Annotated in this window: 21 protein-coding genes; 6 read left to right on the top strand and 15 right to left on the bottom strand. The window is 64.9% G+C overall.

All coding sequences use genetic code 11. The annotated features are described in order from the left end of the window. Positions 1-73: 73 nt before the first annotated feature. Together gshA and AWB77_RS00950 are read left to right on the top strand one after the other, a co-directional pair. On the top strand, positions 74-1,693 hold the full coding sequence (gene gshA, locus AWB77_RS00955) for a glutamate--cysteine ligase (RefSeq protein ID WP_061132530.1): 1,620 nt from the start codon (positions 74-76) through the stop codon (positions 1,691-1,693). A gap of 141 nt (positions 1,694-1,834) precedes the next feature. Beyond that, the gene (locus AWB77_RS00950) at positions 1,835-2,386 is read left to right on the top strand and encodes a hypothetical protein (RefSeq protein WP_061132529.1); all 552 of its coding nucleotides are present in this window, start codon (positions 1,835-1,837) and stop codon (positions 2,384-2,386) included. 1 nt (position 2,387) lies between these two features. Here AWB77_RS00950 and AWB77_RS00945 read toward each other — a convergent pair whose 3' ends face one another. Further along, the gene (locus AWB77_RS00945) at positions 2,388-3,950 is read right to left on the bottom strand and encodes a DHA2 family efflux MFS transporter permease subunit (RefSeq protein WP_061132528.1); all 1,563 of its coding nucleotides are present in this window, start codon (positions 3,948-3,950) and stop codon (positions 2,388-2,390) included. A gap of 118 nt (positions 3,951-4,068) precedes the next feature. Continuing rightward, positions 4,069-4,563, bottom strand: a complete 495-nt coding sequence (locus tag AWB77_RS00940; protein ID WP_061132527.1) for a MarR family winged helix-turn-helix transcriptional regulator — start codon at positions 4,561-4,563, stop codon at positions 4,069-4,071. Positions 4,564-4,822: 259 nt separating this feature from the next. On the opposite strand from AWB77_RS00940, the gene AWB77_RS00935 reads away from it, so the two are divergent. Together AWB77_RS00935 and AWB77_RS00930 are read left to right on the top strand one after the other, a co-directional pair. Then, complete coding sequence (locus tag AWB77_RS00935; protein ID WP_244158376.1) at positions 4,823-5,047, top strand: hypothetical protein; 225 nt, start codon at positions 4,823-4,825, stop codon at positions 5,045-5,047. A gap of 186 nt (positions 5,048-5,233) precedes the next feature. After that, complete coding sequence (locus tag AWB77_RS00930) at positions 5,234-6,775, top strand: efflux transporter outer membrane subunit (RefSeq protein WP_061133101.1); 1,542 nt, start codon at positions 5,234-5,236, stop codon at positions 6,773-6,775. Between the two features lie 4 nt (positions 6,776-6,779). On the opposite strand, the gene AWB77_RS00925 is transcribed toward AWB77_RS00930, so the two are convergent. The 12 genes from AWB77_RS00925 to gspD all read right to left on the bottom strand — a co-directional run bounded on the left by AWB77_RS00925 (position 6,780) and on the right by gspD (position 18,192). Beyond that, entirely contained in the window at positions 6,780-7,559 is a 780-nt protein-coding gene (locus AWB77_RS00925; RefSeq protein ID WP_061132525.1) for a type II secretion system protein N, read from the bottom strand. Continuing rightward, complete coding sequence (locus tag AWB77_RS00920) at positions 7,556-8,059, bottom strand: type II secretion system protein M (RefSeq protein ID WP_061133100.1); 504 nt, start codon at positions 8,057-8,059, stop codon at positions 7,556-7,558. The genes AWB77_RS00925 and AWB77_RS00920 overlap by 4 nt, the downstream gene beginning before the upstream one ends. Continuing rightward, entirely contained in the window at positions 8,056-9,390 is a 1,335-nt protein-coding gene (gspL, locus tag AWB77_RS00915) for a type II secretion system protein GspL (protein WP_061132524.1), read from the bottom strand. Before gspL ends, AWB77_RS00920 begins: the two co-directional genes overlap by 4 nt. 36 nt (positions 9,391-9,426) lie before the next feature. Continuing rightward, positions 9,427-10,545, bottom strand: a complete 1,119-nt coding sequence (gene gspK / locus AWB77_RS00910) for a type II secretion system minor pseudopilin GspK (RefSeq protein ID WP_061132523.1) — start codon at positions 10,543-10,545, stop codon at positions 9,427-9,429. After that, a complete protein-coding gene (locus AWB77_RS00905; RefSeq protein ID WP_074168822.1) occupies positions 10,542-11,201 on the bottom strand; it encodes a PulJ/GspJ family protein in 660 nt (219 codons plus the stop codon). The genes gspK and AWB77_RS00905 overlap by 4 nt, the downstream gene beginning before the upstream one ends. Beyond that, positions 11,179-11,568 (bottom strand): type II secretion system minor pseudopilin GspI, encoded by a 390-nt coding sequence (gene gspI, locus AWB77_RS00900; protein ID WP_061132521.1) that lies wholly within the window; start codon positions 11,566-11,568, stop codon positions 11,179-11,181. Before gspI ends, AWB77_RS00905 begins: the two co-directional genes overlap by 23 nt. Beyond that, positions 11,568-12,041: a GspH/FimT family pseudopilin gene (locus tag AWB77_RS00895; RefSeq protein WP_061132520.1), complete on the bottom strand. Its 474-nt coding sequence runs from the start codon at positions 12,039-12,041 to the stop codon at positions 11,568-11,570. Before AWB77_RS00895 ends, gspI begins: the two co-directional genes overlap by 1 nt. 17 nt (positions 12,042-12,058) lie before the next feature. Next, positions 12,059-12,529, bottom strand: a complete 471-nt coding sequence (gene gspG, locus AWB77_RS00890; protein ID WP_061132519.1) for a type II secretion system major pseudopilin GspG — start codon at positions 12,527-12,529, stop codon at positions 12,059-12,061. A 153-nt stretch (positions 12,530-12,682) separates the two neighbouring features. Next, a complete protein-coding gene (locus tag AWB77_RS00885; protein WP_061132518.1) occupies positions 12,683-13,096 on the bottom strand; it encodes a hypothetical protein in 414 nt (137 codons plus the stop codon). Beyond that, positions 13,096-14,313, bottom strand: coding sequence for a type II secretion system inner membrane protein GspF (gene gspF, locus AWB77_RS00880; RefSeq protein WP_061132517.1), 1,218 nt, complete (start codon positions 14,311-14,313; stop codon positions 13,096-13,098). The genes AWB77_RS00885 and gspF overlap by 1 nt, the downstream gene beginning before the upstream one ends. Before the next feature lie 4 nt (positions 14,314-14,317). Next, complete coding sequence (gene gspE / locus AWB77_RS00875; RefSeq protein ID WP_061132516.1) at positions 14,318-15,805, bottom strand: type II secretion system ATPase GspE; 1,488 nt, start codon at positions 15,803-15,805, stop codon at positions 14,318-14,320. Next, positions 15,802-18,192, bottom strand: a complete 2,391-nt coding sequence (gene gspD, locus AWB77_RS00870) for a type II secretion system secretin GspD (RefSeq protein ID WP_061132515.1) — start codon at positions 18,190-18,192, stop codon at positions 15,802-15,804. Before gspD ends, gspE begins: the two co-directional genes overlap by 4 nt. A 603-nt stretch (positions 18,193-18,795) precedes the next feature. Here gspD and AWB77_RS00865 point away from each other — a divergent pair. Together AWB77_RS00865 and AWB77_RS00860 are read left to right on the top strand one after the other, a co-directional pair. Further along, entirely contained in the window at positions 18,796-19,239 is a 444-nt protein-coding gene (locus tag AWB77_RS00865) for a lytic transglycosylase domain-containing protein (RefSeq protein ID WP_061133099.1), read from the top strand. Positions 19,240-19,378: 139 nt separating this feature from the next. Next, positions 19,379-20,665, top strand: a complete 1,287-nt coding sequence (locus AWB77_RS00860; protein WP_061132514.1) for a GTP-binding protein — start codon at positions 19,379-19,381, stop codon at positions 20,663-20,665. A 120-nt stretch (positions 20,666-20,785) separates the two neighbouring features. Here the strand turns inward: AWB77_RS00860 and AWB77_RS00855 are convergent, their stop codons facing one another. Beyond that, positions 20,786-21,064, bottom strand: coding sequence for an HU family DNA-binding protein (locus AWB77_RS00855; RefSeq protein WP_008352404.1), 279 nt, complete (start codon positions 21,062-21,064; stop codon positions 20,786-20,788). Positions 21,065-21,219: the final 155 nt, after the last annotated feature.

Here is a 21,219-nt window from a genome sequence, read left to right as displayed (position 1 = left end):
GAGATGTTAAAGTGCCCGCTACCCTAAAAATACGACCGGGCGCACGCGCTCGCGCTCCTCGCAGAACGCTTCAATGGCAAACAAAAATCCCGCTCACCCCAAGGCCGGCGCTTTCGAGCGCAGGCTTGCCGCGCTCGCGTCCGGCCCGCACGCCGACGCGTTGCGCCAAGGCTTGCGCGGCATCGAAAAAGAAAGCTTGCGCGTGACCCCGCTGGGCAAGCTGGCGATGACGCCGCATCCGCGCTCGTTCGGCTCCGCGCTCACGCATCCGCTCATCACGACGGATTACTCCGAGGCGCTCGTCGAACTCATCACGCCCGCCGAATCCGATGTGTCGATCACGCTCGATCGCCTCGACGCGTTGCATCGCTTTGCCTACGCGCACATGGGCGACGAGCTGTTGTGGAACAACTCGATGCCGAACTCGCTGCCGCCCGAGGACGAGATTCCGTTCGGCTACTACGGCACCTCGAATATCGGCATGCTGAAGACCGTGTACCGCCGCGGGCTCGCGCTGCGTTATGGCCGAACGATGCAATGCATCGCGGGCATTCACTACAACTATTCCCTCGACGAAAACGTCTGGCGCGCGTGGCAGGCGCTCGACAACGCGAACGCGCTGTCCGCGCAGGACTTCCAGTCCGAACGCTATTTCGCGCTCATCCGCAACTTCCGCCGCACGAGCTGGCTGCTGATGTATCTGTTCGGCGCGTCGCCCGCTTTGAATGCGCGCTTCGTGGAAGGCAAGACGCATCATCTCGAAACGTTCGACGCCGACACGTTCTATCTGCCGCACGCGACCAGCCTGCGCATGAGCGACCTCGGCTACACGAACAATCCCGCGCAGGCCGATCTGCTGCCGAGCTACGACAATCTCGACGCCTATCTCGACGTGCTCGCCAGAGCGGTGAGTCAGCCGTATGCGCCGTACGAAGCCATCGGCACGCAGCGCGACGGCGAATGGGTGCAGATCAACACGAACGTGCTGCAGATCGAGAACGAGTTCTACTCGACGATCCGTCCGAAGCGCGTGACGCACTCGGGCGAACGTCCGCTGCACGCGCTGGCCGAACGCGGCGTGCAGTACATCGAAGTGCGCTGTCTCGACATCGATCCGTTCGAACCGGTGGGCATCGCGCTCGAAACCGCGCGCTTCCTCGATGCCTATCTGCTCTATTGCGCACTCGAGGACAGCCCGCTCTTGCCGCCTGGCGCGAGCATCGAAGCAAACCGCAACTTCAGCGTAGTCGCGAAAGAAGGCCGCAAGCCGGGCCTCACACTGCAACGCGAGGGCGCAAGCGTGCCGATGCAACAGTGGGCCGAAGAATTGTTCGATGCCATCGCGCCCGTCGCGAAGACGCTCGATGCGCTCAACGGCCGCAACGATCACACGCGCGCGCTCGAAGCATTGCGGCCGCGCGTCGCCGATGCATCGCTCACGCCGTCCGCGCGCGTGCTCCAGACGATGCGCGACAAGCAGCAGAGCTTCGACGAGTTCGCGCTCGACCTCAGCGCGCGTCATGCGGAGGATTTTCGCGCGCGCCCGCTCTCCGTCGATGAAGAGCGCATGATGGACGAGCTTGCGGCGAAATCGCTGGTGGAACAGGTCGTCGTCGAAAGCAGCGACACCGAAACGTTCGACGCCTTCGTTGCCGCTTATCAGGTCTACAAGCTGAATCCCGCGAACGCGTGACGGTTTCGGGCAGCTTTTTCCGCCCGTGCGCCCGCACGGACCGGCAATGCTTACCGGCTTATGCAACAGAGGGAAACGCGTCATCACGTCATCCGATTTGACGGGTCAAAATATGGCCCACTTTTGACGATCGGGGGAGCAATGAAAAAGAAGTTCTTCGGCGCGATCGGGCTGGGGGCTGCGTCTCTCGGGCTATTGGGCGGCTGCGCGGTGCAAGATCAGGTCAGCAGCACGACGATGGAGCAGGCCACGCAACCGCTCACCTGCATGAGCAAGCCGGAATGCGACGCGTGGTGGGCCCGCGCGCAAGTCTGGGTCACGAATCACTCGGAATACAAGCTGCAGACCGTCACGGATTCGATCATCCAGACGGCGGGACCGTCGAGCGGCAAGCGTGCGCTCGCCTATCAGATCACCAAGACGCCGACCAACGAAGGCACCGCGACGATCGGTTTCGCCGCGCACTGCGACAACCCGCTCGGCTGCCAGCCGAATCCCTGGCAGGCGGGCGCGGATTTCAAGCAGTTCATCAAGAACGGACCGGGCCTGCGCAAGACCGAGACGCCGCAAGCCACGCAAGCCGCGCCCGCGCCCGCACCAGGCGGCGTGCAGGTCAGCCCGCTGGATCAGCCGGTTCCGCTGAATCTGGAAAATCAGCCGGGGCAGTCGGTCACGCCGCTCACGCCGCAATAGGTCAATGGCCCATCGAGGCTGACGCGCCTTTCTTCGGCCGCGTCAGCCAGACCATCGCGGCCAGCACGAGGAACGCGTAGAACGAAATACGGAAGAAGTCGTTCGTCGACATCATGTACGCCTGCGCCGAGACCACGCGATCCAGTTGCGCGGTCAGCGCCTGTCCCGACAGTCCGAGTCCCGAAAGCAGATCCGAATACGCGCTCGTGCCCGCCGAATACGGCGTGACCGATTCGGTGAGCCGCGCGTGATGGCGGATCATGTCGTTTTCCCAGAACGTCGTGCTGAGCGCCGTGCCGATCGCACCCGACAGCGTGCGCAGAAAGTTCGACAGACCCGCCGCGCCCGCGAGCCGGTCGTCGGAGACGCTGGATAGCGTGATCGTCGTCATCGGCACGAAAAAGCACGCGACGCCGATGCCCTGAATCAGCCGCGGATAGATGATCTGGTGGAACGGCGTATCGAGCGTGAAGGTCGAGTTCCAGTGCGACACGAACGCGAACGTGAGGAACGCGAAGCTCGCGACCACGCGCAGATTGAGGCGATGCATGTTCTGCCCGATGATCGGCGACAGCACGAGCGCGAGGATCCCGACCGGCGCGGTCGCGAGGCCCGCGAGCCACGGCGTGTAGCCGAGCACGGTTTGCAGCCAGAGCGGCAGCACGACGACCGAGCCGAAGAACGCGAGAAAGCCGAGCGACGTGATCATGACGCCCATCGCGAAGTTACGGTCGCGAAACAGCGACAGGTCGATGACCGGTTCCTTCTCCGTCAGCTCCCACGCGAACATGAACGCGAGCGACACCGCCGACACGATCGCCAGCGTCACGATGAAGTTCGAGCTGAACCAGTCGCGGTCCTTGCCGAGGTCGAGCATCATCTGCAGGCTCGCGACGCCGATCACGAGCAGCGCGAGCCCGACGCCGTCGATGCGCTGCTGCGTCGTCTTCGTCTCGTGTCCACGCAACAGAAAGTACGCGATCGCCGCCGAAAACACGCCGATCGGCACGTTGATGTAGAAGATCCACGGCCAGGTGAAGTTATCGGTGATATAGCCGCCCATCACCGGGCCGAAGATCGGCGCGACGATCACGGTCATCGCCCAGAGGCCGAGCGCGAGGCCGCGTTTTTCCGGCGGATAGCTGCGCATGAGGATGGTTTGCGACAGCGGGACCATCGGGCCGGAAACGAGCCCCTGAAGCAGCCGGAACGCGATCAGCGATTCGAAGTTGTGAGCCAGCCCGCACAGCGCGGATGCAATCGAAAACAGCAGCACGGAGATCGTGAAGAGCTTCACTTCGCCGACGCGCCGCGCGAGCCAGCCGGTCAGCGGCACCGCGATCGCCGATGCGACCGAATACGACGAGATGACCCACGTGCCTTCGCTCGTCGCGACACCGAGACTGCCGGAAATGGTCGGCACCGCGACGTTCGCGATCGACGTGTCGAGCACTTCCATGAAGGTGCCGAGCGCGAGGCCCATCGTCAGCAGGGCGAGGATGCCGCCCGCGAGCGGCGCGGGCGCGGCGGGCGTTGCGGGCGTTGCGGTGGCGGATGTGGACATCGATATCCTCCGGCGCGCGGGCCGTACGAAACATGCATCGCGCGCAAGCTATTTCTTGTCGAGTCATTCTCTGCTCAGACAGTGAAATCTGCGCAAAAAATGAAATTTGTTGGATGAATCAGGATAGGTCGTCGTCGAGCGAACAGGGCGCGCAATCGCCCGTCGGCGCATTGCCCACGATGCGCGCGAGCATCGCGATCAGCGAGTCCAACTCCGCGCGGCTGAAACCGCGCAATTGCTCGTTGAGCACGGCCGCGCCGATTGCCGGCAAACGCGCCGCCGCGTCGCGCCCACGTTCTGACAAGCTCAGTTCGACGATGCGCCGGTCCACCTCGCTACGCGCGCGGACGACAAAGCCTTTTTTCTCGAGCCTGTCGAGCATGCGTGTCATCGAGCCGCTGTCGTACGACATCTCCCGCGACAGTTCCAGCGGCGTGCGCGCGCGTCCCGACGCGAGCAGCAAGATCACGCCGATTTGCGGCGACGTGAGATCGAGCGGCTTCAACGCCTGATCGGTTCGCAGGATCAGAACGTTGCGCGCCTTCGCGAGGTAATAGCCAAGGCTCGTTTCGAGCTGAATCGTGGCGGGATCGTAAAGCGGTTCGCTGTTCATGCGACATCGACCAGACGGCTAAAGTGAACCGCGACACTGCGTCGCGTTTCGTTCAGGCAACAATTGCGAAAAAGCAATCAGCAGTATCTTGAAAAGTAGTTGCACAGTCAATATTATTCTATGCAACGAGTTATGCGCTCATTGCGCCGCCCGAGACTATGTTCTGACCGCCAGCCGTCGTTTTTTCGACGCCCCGAGAGACCTTCCGATGACCCGCTTTGTTCGCACCGCTCGCCGACGCTTCGGCCCTATCAGCAGCATGATCGCCAACGCTTCCCGTCATTTCGTCCCGCCGAAGCTGACGTCGTGGAAACTCGCGTTGTATCTGATCGTGTTCCTGCTGCCGGGCGGATCGTTCGTGGTGCTGGGCATGGGATGGTTCGAGAACCGCAATCGGCGCAAGGCGGCCACCGCGCGCGCGGAAACGCCGGCGCGCGCGCTGCTTGCCTCGCCGTGTTCGCCGTGCCCCAACAGCGGCCGATGAGTCCGCACCGTAACGCGTCGTAACCGATTCCGCCCGCCGCGTAACACCCGCCTTACGGCGAACCCGTTACGCTAACGTCTGCCTGACGCGCGCGCACGACCAGCGCCCGCCGCGTTCCGTTACCATTTCGGCTTGCCGCGTCCATCATTCGGACGGCGCGGCGCCGACAGGAATTCCGACAAGCAGATGCCGTTTCGCCCCGCTCTTCCCGTGCCTTCCGCTCCCGCCGTCACGCGCCTGACCACGGCGGCGCTCGCCGCCTCGCTCGCGATGTTCATCGCCGGCTGTGCGGTCGGCCCCGATTACCAGCGCCCGACGACGACAGTCCCGGCCAGCTACAAGGAAGCGCCCGAAGGCTGGAAGGTCGCGCAGCCCGCCGATCAGACCGATCGCGGCACGTGGTGGACCGTCTATAACGACGAGCGCCTCAACGATCTCGAAGCGCGCGTGAATCAGTCGAACCAGACCATCGCGCAGTACGCAGCGGCGTATCGGCAGGCGCGCGCGCTTGTCAGCGAGGCGCGGGCCGCGTATTTCCCGACAATCGGCGCATCGGCGTCCGGTTCGCGCTCGGGAACCGGCGCGGGCAACCGGTCGACGAACAGCTCCAGCTTCGGCCAGCAAGGTTCGGTGAACAATCAGTTCAGCCTGTCGCTCGACGCGTCGTGGGAGCCGGACCTGTGGGGCAGCGTGTCGCGCACGGTGACCGCGCAGAAGGCCGGCCAGCAAGGCGCCGCCGCCGATCTCGCCAATGCGCGCCTGTCCGCGCAGGCCACGCTCGCGCAGACCTACTTCCAGTTGCGCTCGCTCGACGCGCAGCAGCGGCTGCTCGACGACACCGTCGCGGCCTATCAGCAATCGCTCAAGCTCACACAGAATCAGTACGCGCAGGGCATCGTCGCGCGTTCGGACGTGATTCAGGCGCAGACGCAGTTGCAGTCCGCGCAGGCATCGGCCATCGATAACGGCGTCGCGCGCGCGCAGTACGAACACGCGATTGCCGTGCTCGTCGGCGAACCGGCGTCCACGTTCTCCATTCCACCGATTCCGCTCGACGCGACGCCGCCGACCGTGCCCGTGCAGATGCCGTCCGCGATTCTCGAGCGCCGGCCCGATATCGCGTCGGCGGAGCGGAAGGCGGCGGCGGCGAACGAGCAGATCGGCATCGAAATGGCCGCGTACTTTCCCACGCTCACGCTCTCCGCGCAGGGCGGCTTCGAAAGCTCGGTGCTGTCGCAACTGCTGCGCGCGCCGTCGCGTTTCTGGACGCTCGGGCCGGACATCGCCGCGACCATTTTCGACGGCGGCCTGCGCTCCGCACGCACGGAAGCCGCGCGCGCGACCTACGATCAGAACGTCGCGACTTATCGGCAGACGGTGCTTACCGCGTTCCAGGACGTCGAAGACAATCTCGCGTCGCTGCGCATTCTGGAGCGGGAGATCGTCGTGCAGCAGCAGGCGGTCGAGTCGGCGCAGCAGGCGCTCGCGATCATCAACAATCAGTACAAGGCGGGAACCGTCGCGTTTATCAGCGTGCTGACCGCACAGACGACCGCCTTCACCGCGCAGCAAAAGCTCGCGAACATTGCGGGACAGCGCATGGTGTCGTCGGTGGGATTAGTGAAGGCGCTCGGCGGCGGCTGGGACGTCGCGCAGATGGATCGCGAAACGGGCGCGGTGGAAGCGCCCGCGCCGGCATCGGGTCCAGCGCAAACCGCCAGCCGCTGATCGATCAGCGCATGAAGTTGAGCGCGACCGTGTCCGGGTCCGTGTGGCGGCCGAGCAGATTGAGCAGGCCCGCGAGGTTTTCGCGCTGATCCGGCGCAGCGGTCGCGGTGCCCTGGAACGACGTCGATTCCGGCGAGATGATGCCGCTGCCGGTGAGCATCAGCGGCCCCTTGCTCGTCGAGAGATCGATCGTCGCGGACGCGCCCTGCGCCTGCAACGCGACGCGATACGATCCGAGCGGCTTCACACGCGAGACGCGCGAAGCCATGTCGTCGAGCGTGACGACCACTTGCCCGTACGCGCTGCGATTCAGCAGCCGGAAATCCGTCCACGAAAGCCGCACGTTGCCGTCGAAATCGAGCGTATTGAATGGCGCGCCGAGACCCGACAGCAGCGTCGCGGGCACGGCGATCTGACCGGCGGTGATCACCGCGCCGCGCGTGGTGGCATCGACGGTGACGGGCTCGGGCATGGCGTCGGTCTGACGCATCGTCATGTGCACGCGGCCGGTGAAAAGCGGCAGGAAAGCCGTCGTCCATTCGATGCGTCCCGGCAAGAGCGTCCCGCCCGCGCCGTCGCTGCCGGCAGCGAGCATCAGCATGGCCGAGCCGCTCCACAGCGAGCCCGCCGGATCCACCAGATTCACGTGGCCGCCCGTCGCCTTCGAGAACTGCGGCACGATCCACGCGGCGGGCATCATCGCGAGCAGCGTGCCCGCGACCGAAATCACGATCACGAAAAGCGCCGGCAACGCGAGCCGGAATCGTCGCGTCCAATAGCTCATTTCGCGCCGGCCGGTTGCAGCGACGCCGTGAGATCGACCTGGCCATCCGGTTTCAGCGCCGTGACGTGCGCCTCCGAAACCTGCACCTTGAACTGCTTGCGCGCGTCGTCGAGCCACGCTGTCCAGTTCGGAAACGATGCGTTCTTCAACTGGATCTGCACCGCCGCGCCGATCACCTGAACCTGCGTCGGCTGCATGCCGTTGTCCGCCAGCGATTTCGCGAGCGCATCGCGCAGCGCGGCGCCGGTCGGCATCACGCCTTCGGCGGCGGGCGCGAGCGAGCGCGCGTCGTTGGCTTGCGCGTTCATCGTGGCGAGTTGGCGTTGCATCGTCGGCAAGGTGTCGCGCAGGCGCGCGCGGCCTTCGTAGGCGGGCGCCCAGAGCACGAGATACACGAGGGCGAGCCCGAGCACGAGGCCGCCCCACATGAGGATGGTTTTCTCGCGCGGCGTGCGCGCTTCCCAGAATTCCGACAGTGAACGTCCGATTTCCGCTTTCATTGGCCGCTCCTGATCGTCCATTTGCCCGTGTTGCTGTCGATCGCACCGTTCAGGCCGTTCGCGGCGAGGCGCTTCGACAGATCGGGATCGACCTTCGTCTCCGGCTTGAAGGTTACTTCCAGTCGACGTTCGCGATAATCCAGCCCCGCAATGCCGTTCACCGGCACGGGACCGAGCGAACGCGCGAGCCCATCGGCGAGCGACAGGAAATCCGACGGCGACAACTCGCCCGACGCCACGCGCAGGCGATCGAGATTGCGCGTCATCTGATCGGGCGCGTCGAGCACGGTCGTCGTCTTCGGAAACGCTTCGAGCAGCAGAAAGGTCTCCTGCGTGCTGATCGCGTCGCGCTGGCGCGCGAGCTGGAGCCACTGCACGTTCACGCCGATGATCGACACGATGATCGACGCCGCCACGAGCGCGATCGGCACGCGCAGACGGCGCACCGTCGCGCGATCGAGACGCCAGGGCTGCGCGGCGAATTCGAACTGGCACAGATCGAAGCGGCACGCGAGCGCATTGCGCGCGAGCGCTTCGAAGGAGATCGGCTGCGCGCCGGCGACGGCCGCCGCCGCATTGCGCGAACCCGACAGGCGCGGTTCGTCGCCGGGAAGGTCGACGAGCGAATAGAGCGTCGCCGGATGATCGCCCGCGAGCGCGGCGAGCGTCGCTTCGATCGAATCGGCGGGCAGCGCGAGACCTTCGCCGAGCGCCGCGCGCTCGCCACGCGCAATCGCGATTTCCACGCGCGGTGCGCCGAGCGCGGCGGGCGAGGGCGCGGCCATCTCGCCGATCAGCGCGGGCGCGGTCGGCACGACATGCCCGAGCAGACCCGCGATGAACGGCGCTGGCGGCGCTTCCGTCGCTTCGTCATCGACGGGCGCCGTGGCCGGCATCGGCAGACAGCGCATCGCGGGCACGGCCTTCACGTTGCGATGTCCCGCGCCGGAAAACGCGCCGACGACGAAGCGGAACCAGCCGCGATCGATCACGCCAACGACGCGCTTGCCATCCGCGAGTTCCACCGGATCGACGGCGATGTGGCACGTCTGCGGATCCTGAATCAACTGATCCTCGACGACGTTCGGCAGCGCCTGCCGCAAGCGCGGCCCCTTCAACGGCGGCAACGATGCGGCGAGCAGCAGCGTGTCGCGCGCGGCGACGATCAGCACCGTCGCACTCGCGCGCGGCAGGAGCCCGAGCGCCGCGCGGCCGGCGCGTTGCGGCTCGCCGCGCTTGTCGAGCAGCAGAAACGGCAGATCCGGCAGATGCCACTCTTCCGAGCGCACCGCGGGATCGCGCGGCGGTAACAAAACGATCAGTGTGCTCAAAGGCCACTTCCTCTCATCAATGACGGCGCGTCGTGATTACAGCGCGTCGCGCGTGTAGACGATGCGCGTCGTGTGCGTCGTCGGATCGCGATACACGAGCGTCGTGCGCTCCAGTTGCGCGCGTTCGTGCTCGACGCGCCCGTGGATCACGAAATACTTCGTGGTGACGTCCATCTCGTTCGGATCGATCGACACCGTCTTGACGCCCGCGCCGGTCAGCGCGAGCTGCACGTTGCCGACGTCGTGAAAGAACACCGTCTCGCGGCGCGCGACGAGCGCCTGTGCCTGCGACAGATTCATGCCCGGCACCAGTGCCGCGATCACTTCGGCGGGCGCGGTATTCATGTTGACGGCGGTCGTCGTCGGCAGCACGGTGACGAACGGCCTCAGCTTCGCGACCGCTTCCGCCGAGAAGCCGGGCACGTCGAGCAGCGAATCGACGGTAATCATCTGCAAAGGCGCGACCGGCGCGTTGCTGTCCGCGTCCTTCAGGCCCGGATCGTCGGTGAAGTTGCCGCCGCCCGTGCCGCCGCCTTGCGCGATCGCCGCGAGCGTCGTCGATTCGTTGTTCGCGCCGCTCGCCGTCGCCGGGTTGTTGCCCGTCTGCGTCTGAAAGCGCGTCGCCGAACGGGCGAGGCCCGCGCGCATCTGCAGCGCGACGGTTTTCGCGAGCGAGCCATTGACGCCGAGCATCGTCAGCAGGCGCTGGAATGCCTGAATCTGCGCGACGTTGATCGTCAGCACGCCGGGCGTCGGCGTCGACACGAGATTGCGCAGATTGAACTTGGCCTGCGCGTCCTCGATCGAGCCGGACAGATACGTCGATGCGCCTTGCTGCGCGCGCACTTCGCCGATCTGCCCGAGAAAATCCGAGAGCTTCGTCTTCGCGATCGGCACGCCCCACACGCCGCCGAGATACGTGACGGTCGGCGAGGTATCGGCTTCCGAGCGCAGGATGAGGCGCGTCCAGTCGAGCGCGCTGCGCGAAATCCATTGCGCCTGCGCGAGCAGCCGCTGATTCTCGATACGGCGGATCTGCACCTGCTGACGCCACAACATGCCCGACACGAGAATCGCCGTCAGCGACACGACCAGAAGCGCGCTGATGATCGCGACGCCGCGTTGCCTGTCTGGATTGCGCGCGCGCATGTTCATTCTCCGACCAGGAACACGCGCGTGAGCGGCGTCGCGAGCGTGTGCGCGCCGACCGCCACCTGAAGTCCCGACACCGCGCGCGCGAGCGGCGCATTGCCGAGTTGCGGCACCTTAAGGTTGTTGTCGTTCTGATTAATCTGCGAGAACACGTCGCTCATACGCGTCGTCCAGCCTTTTTCGGGGATGTAGACGCGCGTGGCGAGCGACGCCACGCCACCCATCAACGGAATCGAGCTCCAGCCATCGCCCGTATCGCCCGATTGCAGCGCGCGCCGCACTTCGCCTACGTTCTCGAGCGGCGGCGACGCGAAGCGCACGATGCGCCCGTTCGAAAGCCGGTAACGGACCACTTGCAGACGCGGCGCCGTGCCGGGCGCGAACACGCCGCGCACGATCTGCAGCGAGCCGTTGCCGATCTGCACGGCGGGCTGGCCGGCTTCGTCGTCTGTTGCTGCCTGGCGCGCGTCGATACGCATCTGATCGAACAATTGCGCGACGATGCGCTCGTCCTGCATCGCGTTCTCGATGGTCGCGCGGCCGCGGATCACGGCGTCGAGCCCGCGCCACGACAGCACCGCGAGCACCGCGAGAATCGCGATCGCGATCAGCATCTCCAGCAGCGTGAAGCCGCGCTCAGAGCGAGCGGTTCGTTTCATTCGCCACCACCGTGACCATTTGCGCCAGATAACCCGAGCGGCCCGGCGTCGTGACGAACATCTCGACGCGCCGGAAAATCGGGTTCGGCGTCTGACTCACGCGCTGCGTGCACGAGAGCCTCAGATTGCCCTGCGAGCAGTCGAAGGTGCGCGAGCCGATCGGCGGGAACTGATGCGACAGGCGCAACTGCGCGAGTTCGTTGTCCGCGCTCCAGCCCGCGAGCAGCCGCCGATGCAGGTCCGCTTCGCCCGTTGCGAGCGAGCCGACCGCGCGCACCGACGCCGCGAGCGCCACCGCGATGATCGCGAGCGCGACGAGCACTTCGATCATCGTGAAGCCGCACTGCGGTCGACGACGTTGCCGCATCACCGCACCTGATAGCGGCCATTGCCGCTCCCGACGATGGTCACGCGGCCCACCGCCGAGAACAGCGTGATTTCCATGGGCGCGTCGATGGCCTCGGTGCCGAACACGAGCCGGTTCACGGATTTGTCGGAATCGAGGAACTGGATCGACACGCCGGTCACGCCGCCTTCCCAGCGCCGTTGGCGCAAAAGGTCGTCGCGCAGCGGACGCCAGCCGTCCTCCGTGCGGATATCGAAGCGAAATCCGCCGTCGAGCGGCTGCCACGCGATTTGCCGCGCGCGCACCTGCGCCTCGTCGCCCGCGGATTCGAACAGCAGCGCGAGACGCTGCGCTTCCTCGTTGAGATCGGTGCGCGGGTTGCGCGTGAGCTGCAGCGACGCGAGCGATACGAGCAGGCCCGCGATCACCAGGACGACGAGCATTTCGAGCAGCGTGAAGCCCGCCTGACGCCGCGCCGACGAATGCCCTTTCACGATCTATTCCGCCGGATTTACTGCCAGGAGCCGACGTCGGCATCGTTGCCTTCGCCGCCGGCCTTGTTGTCCGCGCCGTAGCTGAACACGTCGACTTCGCCGTGCACGCCCGGATTCAGATATTGATACTGGCCGCCCCACGGATCGGCGGGCAGGCGTTCGAGATAGCCGCCGTCCTTCCAGTTGTTCGGCACCGGCTCGGTCGTCGGCTTTTCGATCAGCGCGCGCAAGCCTTGCTCCTGCGTCGGATAACGGCCGTTATCGAGGCGGTACAGCTTCATCGCCTGCATGATCGTGCCGATGTCCTGCTTCGCGGCGACGCGGCGCGCTTCGTCCGGACGGCTCATGATCTTCGGCACGATCAGCGCGGCGAGAATGCCGAGGATCGCGATCACGACCATGATTTCGATCAGCGTGAAGCCGCGCTGGCGGCGGCCTTGCGCCTGAGCTTGTTGAATTTGCATGCGGCGTTGGGTCCACAATTGCATGACTGCTACCTCTTGAATTGAAAATATCGTCTCCGGGCCTCGCGCCCGGTATTAAAAAATCGCGCGGCTTCGTGTGTTGCCGAAGCCGCCGGACATTCTATCGATCTGCTTTCGTCGCGTGATCCGGTCGCGAGCGAGTCATCGCGTCGCGCTTCAGCGCACCCAGATCGTCGGGCCGGGCGGATTCTGCGGCAGGAATATCTCCGACTTCACCCCATTGCGCTCGATGATGATCGAGCGCGCGCGCACTTCCGAGAGCTTCACGCCCTGCGTGAGCGGACCGCCCAGCGACACGGCCTTCGCCGCTTCGCCTCCATAGCTCAAGATGGCCGCCGCGCCGCCCTGCAGCGCCAGAATGCCGAACAGATGCACATCGGAATTGGCCTGACGCTCGAGTCGTCCGCCGAAAATGGTCGCGGCCTGCTCGACCGAAGGCTGGCGCGTCGCGGCGGCGGCGGGCAGCGGCGCGGTCTGTCGCGAGGTCAGCGTGACGACCCAGTACGTCACCGTCACGCAGAAGAGCGCGAGCGCGGCGAGCGTCAGTAAACGAGTTTGAAGGGCGTTCATCACTGCACCAGATTATTCAGTTCGATGATCGGCAGCATCACCGCGAGCACGATCACCAGCACGACGCCGCCCATCGCCAGGATCAGCAGCGGTTCGAGCAGGCTCGTGAGGAACATCGTGCGCCGTTCGAGTTCGCGCGCTTCGCCTTCGGAAGCGCGATCGAGCATGGTGGTGACGTCGCCGGTCGCTTCGCCCGAGCGGATCAGGTGAACCAGCACCGGCGGAAAAGTCTTCGTGTTGCCGAGCGCGCGCGACAGCGACGAGCCTTCGCGCACGCGGATGATGGCGTCGTCGACGTTCTCGCGCATCGCCGTATTGCTGAGCGTTTCGCCCGCTGCCTGCAGCGCGCGCAGGATCGGCACGCCGGCGGCGGTCAGGATCGCGAGCGTGCTGGCAAAGCGCACGGTGTTATAGCCGCGCACCAGCTTGCCGATGAGCGGCGCGCCGAGCAGCCAGCGGTCGAACGACATGCGCGGTCCCGGCCGCGCGAGGATCGTCTTCACGAGCCACGCGAAGATCACGACGCCGATCAGCACGGCCCACCAGTAACTTCGGACGAAGGCGGAGAGCGCCATCATCATGACGGTGAGAAACGGCAGCGCCTGCTTCGTGCTCGCGAACACGTTTACGACCTGCGGCACGACGTAACTCAACAGGAACGTGACGATGCCGAACGCGATGATCGTCACGATCCCCGGATACGTAAACGCCAGAATGATTTTCTGCTTCAGCGCATTACGCTGTTCGATGTAGTCCGCGAGACGCGACAGCACGAGCCCGAGCTTGCCGGTATGCTCGCCCGCCGCCACGAGCGCGCGATAAATCTCCGGAAAGTCCTTCGGATGCTGCGCGAGCGCGTTGGCGAACGAATGGCCGCCGAGCACTTCGGCGCGAATTGCGGCCATCAGTTCGCGGATGTAATCGCGCTCCGATTGCTCGGTCAGCACAGCGAGCGTTTCCCCGAGCGGCAGGCCCGCGATCAGCAAGCTCGCGAGCTGGCGCGTGAGAATCGCCTGTTCGCGCTGCGAAAGACGCCGTCCGAGCGACAGACGCTGCTGGCGCTCGCCGCGCGTGCGCGAACCCGCCGCCTCGACGACGAGCGGCGTCAGCCCTTGCGTGCGCAACTGGCTGCGCGCGGCGCGGGCGCTGTCGGCATCGAGCACGCCTTTTTGCGTCTTGCCCGCGTGATCGATCGCCTCGAAACGGAATGCCGGCATCTGCTTATTCTCCGCCCGTCACGCGCAACACTTCTTCCAGCGACGTCACGCCTGCCGCGAGCCAGCGGTCGCCGTCCTCGCGCAGCGTGCGCATGCCTTGCTTGCGGCCCGCGTCGAGAATCTCGGCATCCGCCGCATTGCGATGGATGAGCGGGCGAATCGCTTCGTCGATCAGCAGCAGCTCATACACGCCGCGACGGCCGACGTAGCCCGACTGGCCGCATCGCTCGCAGCCGACCGGATGGTAACGCTTCGTGCCGTCTTCCTCGACGCGCTCTTCCTTGCACACCGGGCACAGCTGGCGCACGAGCCGTTGCGCGAGCACGCCGAGCAGCGACGACGCGAGCAGATACGGCTCGACGCCCATGTCGGTGAGACGCGTGACGGCGGAGGCGGCATCGTTCGTGTGCAGCGTCGCGAGCACGAGGTGACCGGTGAGCGATGCCTGCACCGCGATCTGCGCGGTTTCGAGATCGCGGATTTCACCGATCATGATGATGTCCGGATCCTGACGCAGGATGGACCGCAACGCGCGCGCGAAGGTCATGCCGATGCGCTCGTTCACCTGCGTCTGGCCGATGCCCGACAGGTCATATTCGATCGGATCTTCCACCGTCATGATGTTGGTGGTGGTCGTCTCAAGCCGCGACATCGACGCGTACAAAGTGGTCGTCTTGCCCGAGCCGGTCGGCCCGGTCACGAGCACGATGCCGTGCGGGCGGCCGATCAGCTTGTCGAAGTCGACGAGCGTGTCGCGCGCCATGCCGAGCTTTTCAAGGTTCAGGCGCTGCGCGTCTTTTTCCAGCAGACGCAGCACCGCGCGCTCGCCGTGGCCGGTCGGCAGCGTGGACACGCGCACGTCCACCGGACGGCCGCCCACACGCAACGTGATGCGCCCGTCCTGCGGCAAGCGTTTTTCGGCGATATCGAGCTGCGCCATGATCTTGATACGCGAGATCAGCGCGCCGTGCAGCGCCTTCTTCGGACGCACGACATCGCGCAGCGTGCCGTCGACGCGAAAGCGCACCACCGACGCGTTCTCGAACGGCTCGATGTGAATGTCCGAAGCCTGTTCGCGCGCCGCCTGCGTCAGGAGCGCGTTGATCATGCGAATGATCGGCGCGTCGTCTTCCGATTCCAGCAAGTCTTCGACTTCCGGAATGTCCTGCATCAGACGCGACAGATCGACTTCGCCTTCCACTTCGCCGACCACCTGCGCGGCGCTGCCGTCGTTACGCGCGTAGGCGGAATTGATCGCCGCCGCGAGTTCGTCGGCGGGCTTGCGGACGATCGACAGCGCGCCGTAATTGCGCGCGACTTCGGCGAGCGCCGCGTCGGTCGTGCGCTCGCTGATCCACACTTCGATGCTGTCCGCGTGCTGATGCGCGAGCAGAATCTGCCCGCTGCGCGCGAAGCCGTAAGGCACGAGCCGGGCCGCCAGCGGCGACGCCGCCGTGCCCGTGTTCTCGACTGCATCGTTGAGCGTGCTCACGGATGAACTCCCGTTGCGGCATTGCCGGGCAACGCGTTGGTCGCGCCGTTGGCCGGCATCGCGTTCGTTGCGCCGTTCGCCGGCGCCGGATACGTGTTCTGCGGCGGCATCGTCGATTGCGGCGCGGTTTGCATCGGTTGCGGCGCGGGGCCGGCGTCCGGATTTTGCGGCAGCGTCGTGCTCGGGCCGGGACCGCGCGTCGTATCACTCCAGTCCAGCAGATTCTGGGCCGGCGCGCCGCCGCCTTCGCTCGGACCGAGCGGCTTCGGCGGCATCACCGGCACATTCTGATCCTTGATGATGCGGTTGTCCGTCGTCGAGCCGTACTGCTGCTGGCGCAGATAGTCGTAGCGCGTGTTGGCGATCTGCGTGGCCGTCGCCTGATCGCGCACGATCACCGGGCGCAGGAACACCATCAGATTGGTCTTCGTGCGCGATTTGCCTTCGCTGCGGAACAGGCTGCCGATGAACGGAATGTCGCCGAGCAGCGGAATCTTGCTGTTGCTGTTGCTGTACTGGTCCTGCATCAAGCCGCCGAGCACGACGATTTCGCCGTCGTCCGCGAGGATCGTCGACTGCACGGAGCGCGTGTTGATCGTCACGCCGCCCGGATCGTTCTTGGTGGTGTTGTCGACGCTCGAATCTTCCTGATAGATCTGCATCTTGAGCACGCCGCCGTCGGTAATTTGCGGCTTCACGTGCAAGGTCACGCCGACGTCGCGCCGGTCGAACGTGTTGAACGCGGTGACCGAAGTAGCGGCGTTGGCGGTCGGCGTCGCGTACGAACCGGTCACGACCGGCACGTTCTGGCCGACGACGATCTTCGCTTCTTCGTTGTCGAGCGTGATGAGGTTAGGCGTCGAGAGGATGTTCGCATCCGCCGATGTCGACAGCGCCTGCAACAGGCCGCCGAGGCCGAACAGATTGCCGAAGCGGTGCAACAGGCCGATGTTGAGGCCTTGCGCGAGCAGACCGCTCGTCGACGTGAGCGACGACGGATTCTGCGCGATCGCGTTGCCCTGCAAGGTCAGATCGACGATGTTCGTATTGCCGCTGCCGAAGCTCGAACTGCCGTAGAGCGCGTTGTTGCCGCCGTTGGAGAGCAGCGCGCCCTGCCACTGGATGCCAAGATTCGAGCCGCTCGTCGCGGACAGTTCCACGATCAGCGCTTCGATATAAACCTGTGCGCGGCGCGCGTCGAGCTGGTCGATCACGGTGCGCAGATTGCGGTACACCGGGTCCGCCGCGGTGATGATGAGCGAGTTCGTCGCGGCGTCGGCCTGGATCATGCCGCCGCCCTGATCGTTGCCGGAGTCGTTGTCCTTGTTCGACGAAAAGCTCGAATCCTTGCTGCCCGTGCCGCCGGACATCGGATTGTTGCTGCTGCCCGATCCGCTGCCGCCGAGGCCGCCCGGCAAAGGCGGCGTGCCCGACGTTCCGGTCGACATCGACGAATTGCCGAGGCCGCCGCCGCTCTGACCGAACGTGTTAGAGCTGTTGTTCGACGTGTTGTCCGAGCTGCCGCTGCCCTTGCCGAGCATGCCGCGCAGCGTCTTGGCGAGGCGCGTCGCGTCCGCGTTGCGCAGCGCGACGACGTGCATGTTGCCGGGCTGCGACGTGGGCGCGTCGAGCTTCTGCGCCAGTTGTTTCGCCGCCGCGAGGCGCGCGCTGCTCGATGCGCGGAACATCAGCGAGTTGGTGCGCGCGTCGGGCGTGACGGTGACTTTGAGCGTCGCGTCCGTGCTGCCGACCGCGCCGGGATCGAGCAGCTTGTTCATCTGCTCGGCGACATCGATCGCGTTGGCGTTCTTCAACGTGAGGATGTCGACGGAGCGGCCCGCCGCCGTATCAACGCCCGCGATGATGCCCGCGATGCGGCGCACGTTATCGGCGTAATCGGTGATGACGAGCGTGTTGTTCGCCGGATAAGCGGCGATCGTGTTGTTCGGCGAGATGAGCGGCCGCAGCACCGGCAGCAGATTGTTCGCCGATTCGTTGTGCAACTGGAAGACCTGCGTGATCACCTGATCGCCGCGCGCGGCCGGCGCGTTGCCGACATACGTGGGCACGCCTTGCAGCTTGGCGTCGGCTTCGGGCACGACCTTCAGGACGCCGTGATCCTGCACGAGCGCGAAGCCCTGCATGCGCAGCGACGACTGCAGCGTCTTCAGCGCCTGATCCTCGGGAACCGGATTTTCCGATACCAGATTGAGTTGCCCCTTGACGCGGGGATCGACGATGATCGTTTTGCCGGTAGCGGCGCCGATCGCTTTCGCGACCTGATCGATGTCCGCATTGACGAAATTCAACGTCACTTGCGCGTGCGCGGCTTGCGTGACGATAAGTCCCGCCGCCAGCATTGCCGTCGCGAGACGACGCAGTGCCATAGGTTGTCTTCTCATGGATGTGATGTCGGAGCCAGGCTCTGGAGAGCTGGCCAAGGCAGCACCGCTCGTCAGCCGAGAGCGCCGCCGATCGCAGAGTGAAACGGGCACGCCCGGCCACGCTCGACCATTTTAAAAAATATGACAATAACAGCTTTATGTAACGGAATTGTGCCAAGTCGTTCCAGATCAGGTTGCCCTTATCGGACGCTACATGCGATTCCGGATCCAGCGCTCAAGCTTTCGAATAACTTGCCGATAGACCGTACCAGGGGCGGTTCCAAGGTCGGCCGATGCGCGCGGGAGACGAATTGTACCCCGTCCACAACTCTTAATATTCATACATTTAGAACACGTCCGACAGACAGGCCGACTGTTTCGCGCACATGCGATCTCGAGACGGTCGAACGGCCGTATGTCTGATAGCCAACTTATGGCCTGATTCGTCAGCCGGTATGATACGGTCGGTTCCGCATTACGGGCGGCCAGGAAATGGGCGGGTTTTCCCCATGCAGCCCGGCCGCGGGCGTTGATTTGTTGGCGTTGGCGCCAAGGCGCCGCAACGGCGGCATGACGTTCCGCGCGCGCGGATGGAGTTCGAGGACGATGAAGAAAATACTGCGACTACTTGCGATATGCGTGCCGCTGTCGGCGGCCGCTTCCGTGCACGCAGACTGCTTCGACGAGGCAGCGAAATACCAGAAGGTGAATCCGCTCATCCTGCGCGCAATCGCGTGGCAGGAATCGCACAACAAGCCGGACGCGATCAACAAGAACGCCAACGGCTCGACCGATTACGGGCTGATGCAGATCAATTCGATCCATCTCAATACGCTCGCGCAGTACGGCATTTCGAGCGGCACGTTGATGGAGCCGTGCAAGAGCGTGTACGTCGCCGCATGGCATCTGCGCCAGAAGATGAACAAGTATGGCAATTCGTGGCAGGCGGTCGGTGCTTACCATTCCGAAACACCTGCATTGCGCGACAAATACTCCGTGCAGATCATCGAGATCCTGCGCCGCTGGAAATTGCTTCAGGCCACGCGCTGAAGTTCGCGCCCGGACTTCCGCCCGCGCGCCGCGTCCGGCGCGCATTTGATGCAAAATCCCCTATTCGATCGCCCGCGCCGCTCAAACGGCAGCGCGGGCTTGCGCTTGCGCGCTCCGTTCCCTGTCACGATCCACTGCGATGAACCAGACGCCATTGCCCATTACCGTGCTATCGGGATTCACCGGCGCGGGTAAGACCACACTCGTCGATGCCTTGCTCGCGAACGCCGAAGGCGTGCGCATCGGCGCCGTGACGTACAGCAAGGCCGCATCCGGCGCGGATCGCGAGACCACCGAATTGCCCAACGGCTGCCTGCTGCTGACGCTCGCCGACCGCTCGATGCCGGCGCTCGAGCACGCGATCACGTGGATTGCGCAGCAGCAGCGTTTCGATGCGATCGTCGTCGAGACTCCGGGCATCGCTCAGCCGATGACCATCGCCGAGCATCTCGCGTTCGGCGACGACGACGACGCGACGCTCGAAGGCCGCGCACACCTCGATACCTTCGTCACCGTGATCGATGCCGGGAGCTTTCTGCGCGACTACGCTTCTTCGGACTCGCTCGCCGAACGCGGTCTATCGCTCGAAGGCCACGATGACGAAGCGGATCAAACGGTCGTCGAAACGCTCGTCGAGCAGATCGAGTTCTGCGATGTCATCGTCATCAACAAGATCGATCTCGCCAGCGCAGATCAAGTCGCGAAGATCGCGGACATCCTGCGCGCGCTCAATCCGCGCGCGTCTCATATACAGACGCAATCTCTCTTGCCGTCGGGCAACGTGCATCCCGCCGATCTGCTGAACACCGGCCGCTTCGATTTCGATGCGACCGCGAGCGCGCCCGGCTGGCTCGCGATCCTGAACGGCGAGCAAGCGGAGAACGATGCGCCGGATGCATCGGGCGTCGGCCATTTCGTGTATCGCGCGCGCCGGCCGTTTCATCCTGAGCGGCTGTGGACGCTGCTGCATGAAGAATGGCCCGGCGTGCTGCGGGCGAAGGGCTTCTTCTGGCTGGCGACGCGAAGCGATGTCGGCGGCTCGCTGTCGCAGGCGGGCGGCACGGTGCGGCATGGTCCGGCGGGGCTGTGGTGGGCCGCGCAGGATCGCAGCGAATGGCCGGTCGACGATCCCGAGCTCGAAGCCGAGATCGTCGCGGAATGGTATGGGGATCCCGACGACAATAGCATCGGAGATCGGCGGCAGGAACTGGTGCTGATCGGCTCGAACCTCGATCCCGCTATCTGGCAGGACAAGTTCGACGCATGCCTTGTCACCGATGATGAATGGACGCTCGACGCCGATGCATTGCATCGCCTGCCCGATCCGTTCCCGGCGTGGGAAGTCGAAGACCACGATCATGACAACGATCACGACCGCGATCACCATCACGGACCCGGTTGCGATTGCGACGATCATCGGCATTGATGCGCGGCGCGCCCGATGCGGAATCGGGCCGCCGGACCGATGCGCAGCCGAAAAAAAACCCGCCGAGGGCGGGTCATGTACAACGGGCTACCTTGGGTAGCCGCACAATCGGCAAAATGCTTACCGCTTGTTCACTGCATCCTTGAATGCCTTGCCAGCCGTAAACTTGACCGTCTTTGCTGCCGGAATCTTGATGGACTCGCCGGTCTTCGGATTGCGGCCGGTGCGCGCTGCGCGCTTTCCCGAGCCGAAGCTGCCGAAGCCGATCAACTGCACTGCGTCACCTTTCGAGACAGCCTTCTTGATCACTTCGAGCAACGTGTCCAGCGTTTCGCCGGTTTGAGCCTTGCTGGCGCCGGTCTGCGCGGCTACGGCGTCGATCAGTTCCTGTTTGTTCATTAAGGTTCCTTTATCAGTTTAGGTTGACACGAACAGCGCGAACGCGCCGATTATACGTGCGCAAGCCGTGCAGTCGAGTGGAAGCGCCTTCTGGCGTGGCTCCCCGCGATTCGGCGTTCTGCGCGCCAATCCACCGGCCTTGCTTCACATCGTCG

Origin of the sequence: Caballeronia fortuita (genome assembly GCF_001544835.2) — a bacterium.
Classification (GTDB): domain Bacteria; phylum Pseudomonadota; class Gammaproteobacteria; order Burkholderiales; family Burkholderiaceae; genus Caballeronia; species Caballeronia fortuita.
This window is presented reverse-complemented; position numbering and strand designations above follow the sequence as displayed.

What these genes read in the sequence shown, in the direction of transcription:
- AWB77_RS00940 (WP_061132527.1), bottom strand. Translation starts at nt 4,563, where the DNA reads ATGAACAGCGAACCGCTTTACGATCCCGCCACGATTCAGCTCGAAACG.
- gspK (WP_061132523.1), bottom strand. Translation starts at nt 10,545, where the DNA reads ATGAACATGCGCGCGCGCAATCCAGACAGGCAACGCGGCGTCGCGATC.
- gspF (WP_061132517.1), bottom strand. Translation starts at nt 14,313, where the DNA reads ATGCCGGCATTCCGTTTCGAGGCGATCGATCACGCGGGCAAGACGCAA.
- AWB77_RS00935 (WP_244158376.1), top strand. Translation starts at nt 4,823, where the DNA reads ATGATCGCCAACGCTTCCCGTCATTTCGTCCCGCCGAAGCTGACGTCG.
- gspI (WP_061132521.1), bottom strand. Translation starts at nt 11,568, where the DNA reads ATGCGGCAACGTCGTCGACCGCAGTGCGGCTTCACGATGATCGAAGTG.
- AWB77_RS00860 (WP_061132514.1), top strand. Translation starts at nt 19,379, where the DNA reads ATGAACCAGACGCCATTGCCCATTACCGTGCTATCGGGATTCACCGGC.
- AWB77_RS00925 (WP_061132525.1), bottom strand. Translation starts at nt 7,559, where the DNA reads ATGAGCTATTGGACGCGACGATTCCGGCTCGCGTTGCCGGCGCTTTTC.
- AWB77_RS00855 (WP_008352404.1), bottom strand. Translation starts at nt 21,064, where the DNA reads ATGAACAAACAGGAACTGATCGACGCCGTAGCCGCGCAGACCGGCGCC.
- AWB77_RS00945 (WP_061132528.1), bottom strand. Translation starts at nt 3,950, where the DNA reads ATGTCCACATCCGCCACCGCAACGCCCGCAACGCCCGCCGCGCCCGCG.
- AWB77_RS00885 (WP_061132518.1), bottom strand. Translation starts at nt 13,096, where the DNA reads ATGAACGCCCTTCAAACTCGTTTACTGACGCTCGCCGCGCTCGCGCTC.
- AWB77_RS00920 (WP_061133100.1), bottom strand. Translation starts at nt 8,059, where the DNA reads ATGAAAGCGGAAATCGGACGTTCACTGTCGGAATTCTGGGAAGCGCGC.
- gspD (WP_061132515.1), bottom strand. Translation starts at nt 18,192, where the DNA reads ATGGCACTGCGTCGTCTCGCGACGGCAATGCTGGCGGCGGGACTTATC.
- AWB77_RS00930 (WP_061133101.1), top strand. Translation starts at nt 5,234, where the DNA reads ATGCCGTTTCGCCCCGCTCTTCCCGTGCCTTCCGCTCCCGCCGTCACG.
- gspG (WP_061132519.1), bottom strand. Translation starts at nt 12,529, where the DNA reads ATGCAATTGTGGACCCAACGCCGCATGCAAATTCAACAAGCTCAGGCG.
- AWB77_RS00950 (WP_061132529.1), top strand. Translation starts at nt 1,835, where the DNA reads ATGAAAAAGAAGTTCTTCGGCGCGATCGGGCTGGGGGCTGCGTCTCTC.
- AWB77_RS00865 (WP_061133099.1), top strand. Translation starts at nt 18,796, where the DNA reads ATGAAGAAAATACTGCGACTACTTGCGATATGCGTGCCGCTGTCGGCG.
- gshA (WP_061132530.1), top strand. Translation starts at nt 74, where the DNA reads ATGGCAAACAAAAATCCCGCTCACCCCAAGGCCGGCGCTTTCGAGCGC.
- AWB77_RS00905 (WP_074168822.1), bottom strand. Translation starts at nt 11,201, where the DNA reads ATGAAACGAACCGCTCGCTCTGAGCGCGGCTTCACGCTGCTGGAGATG.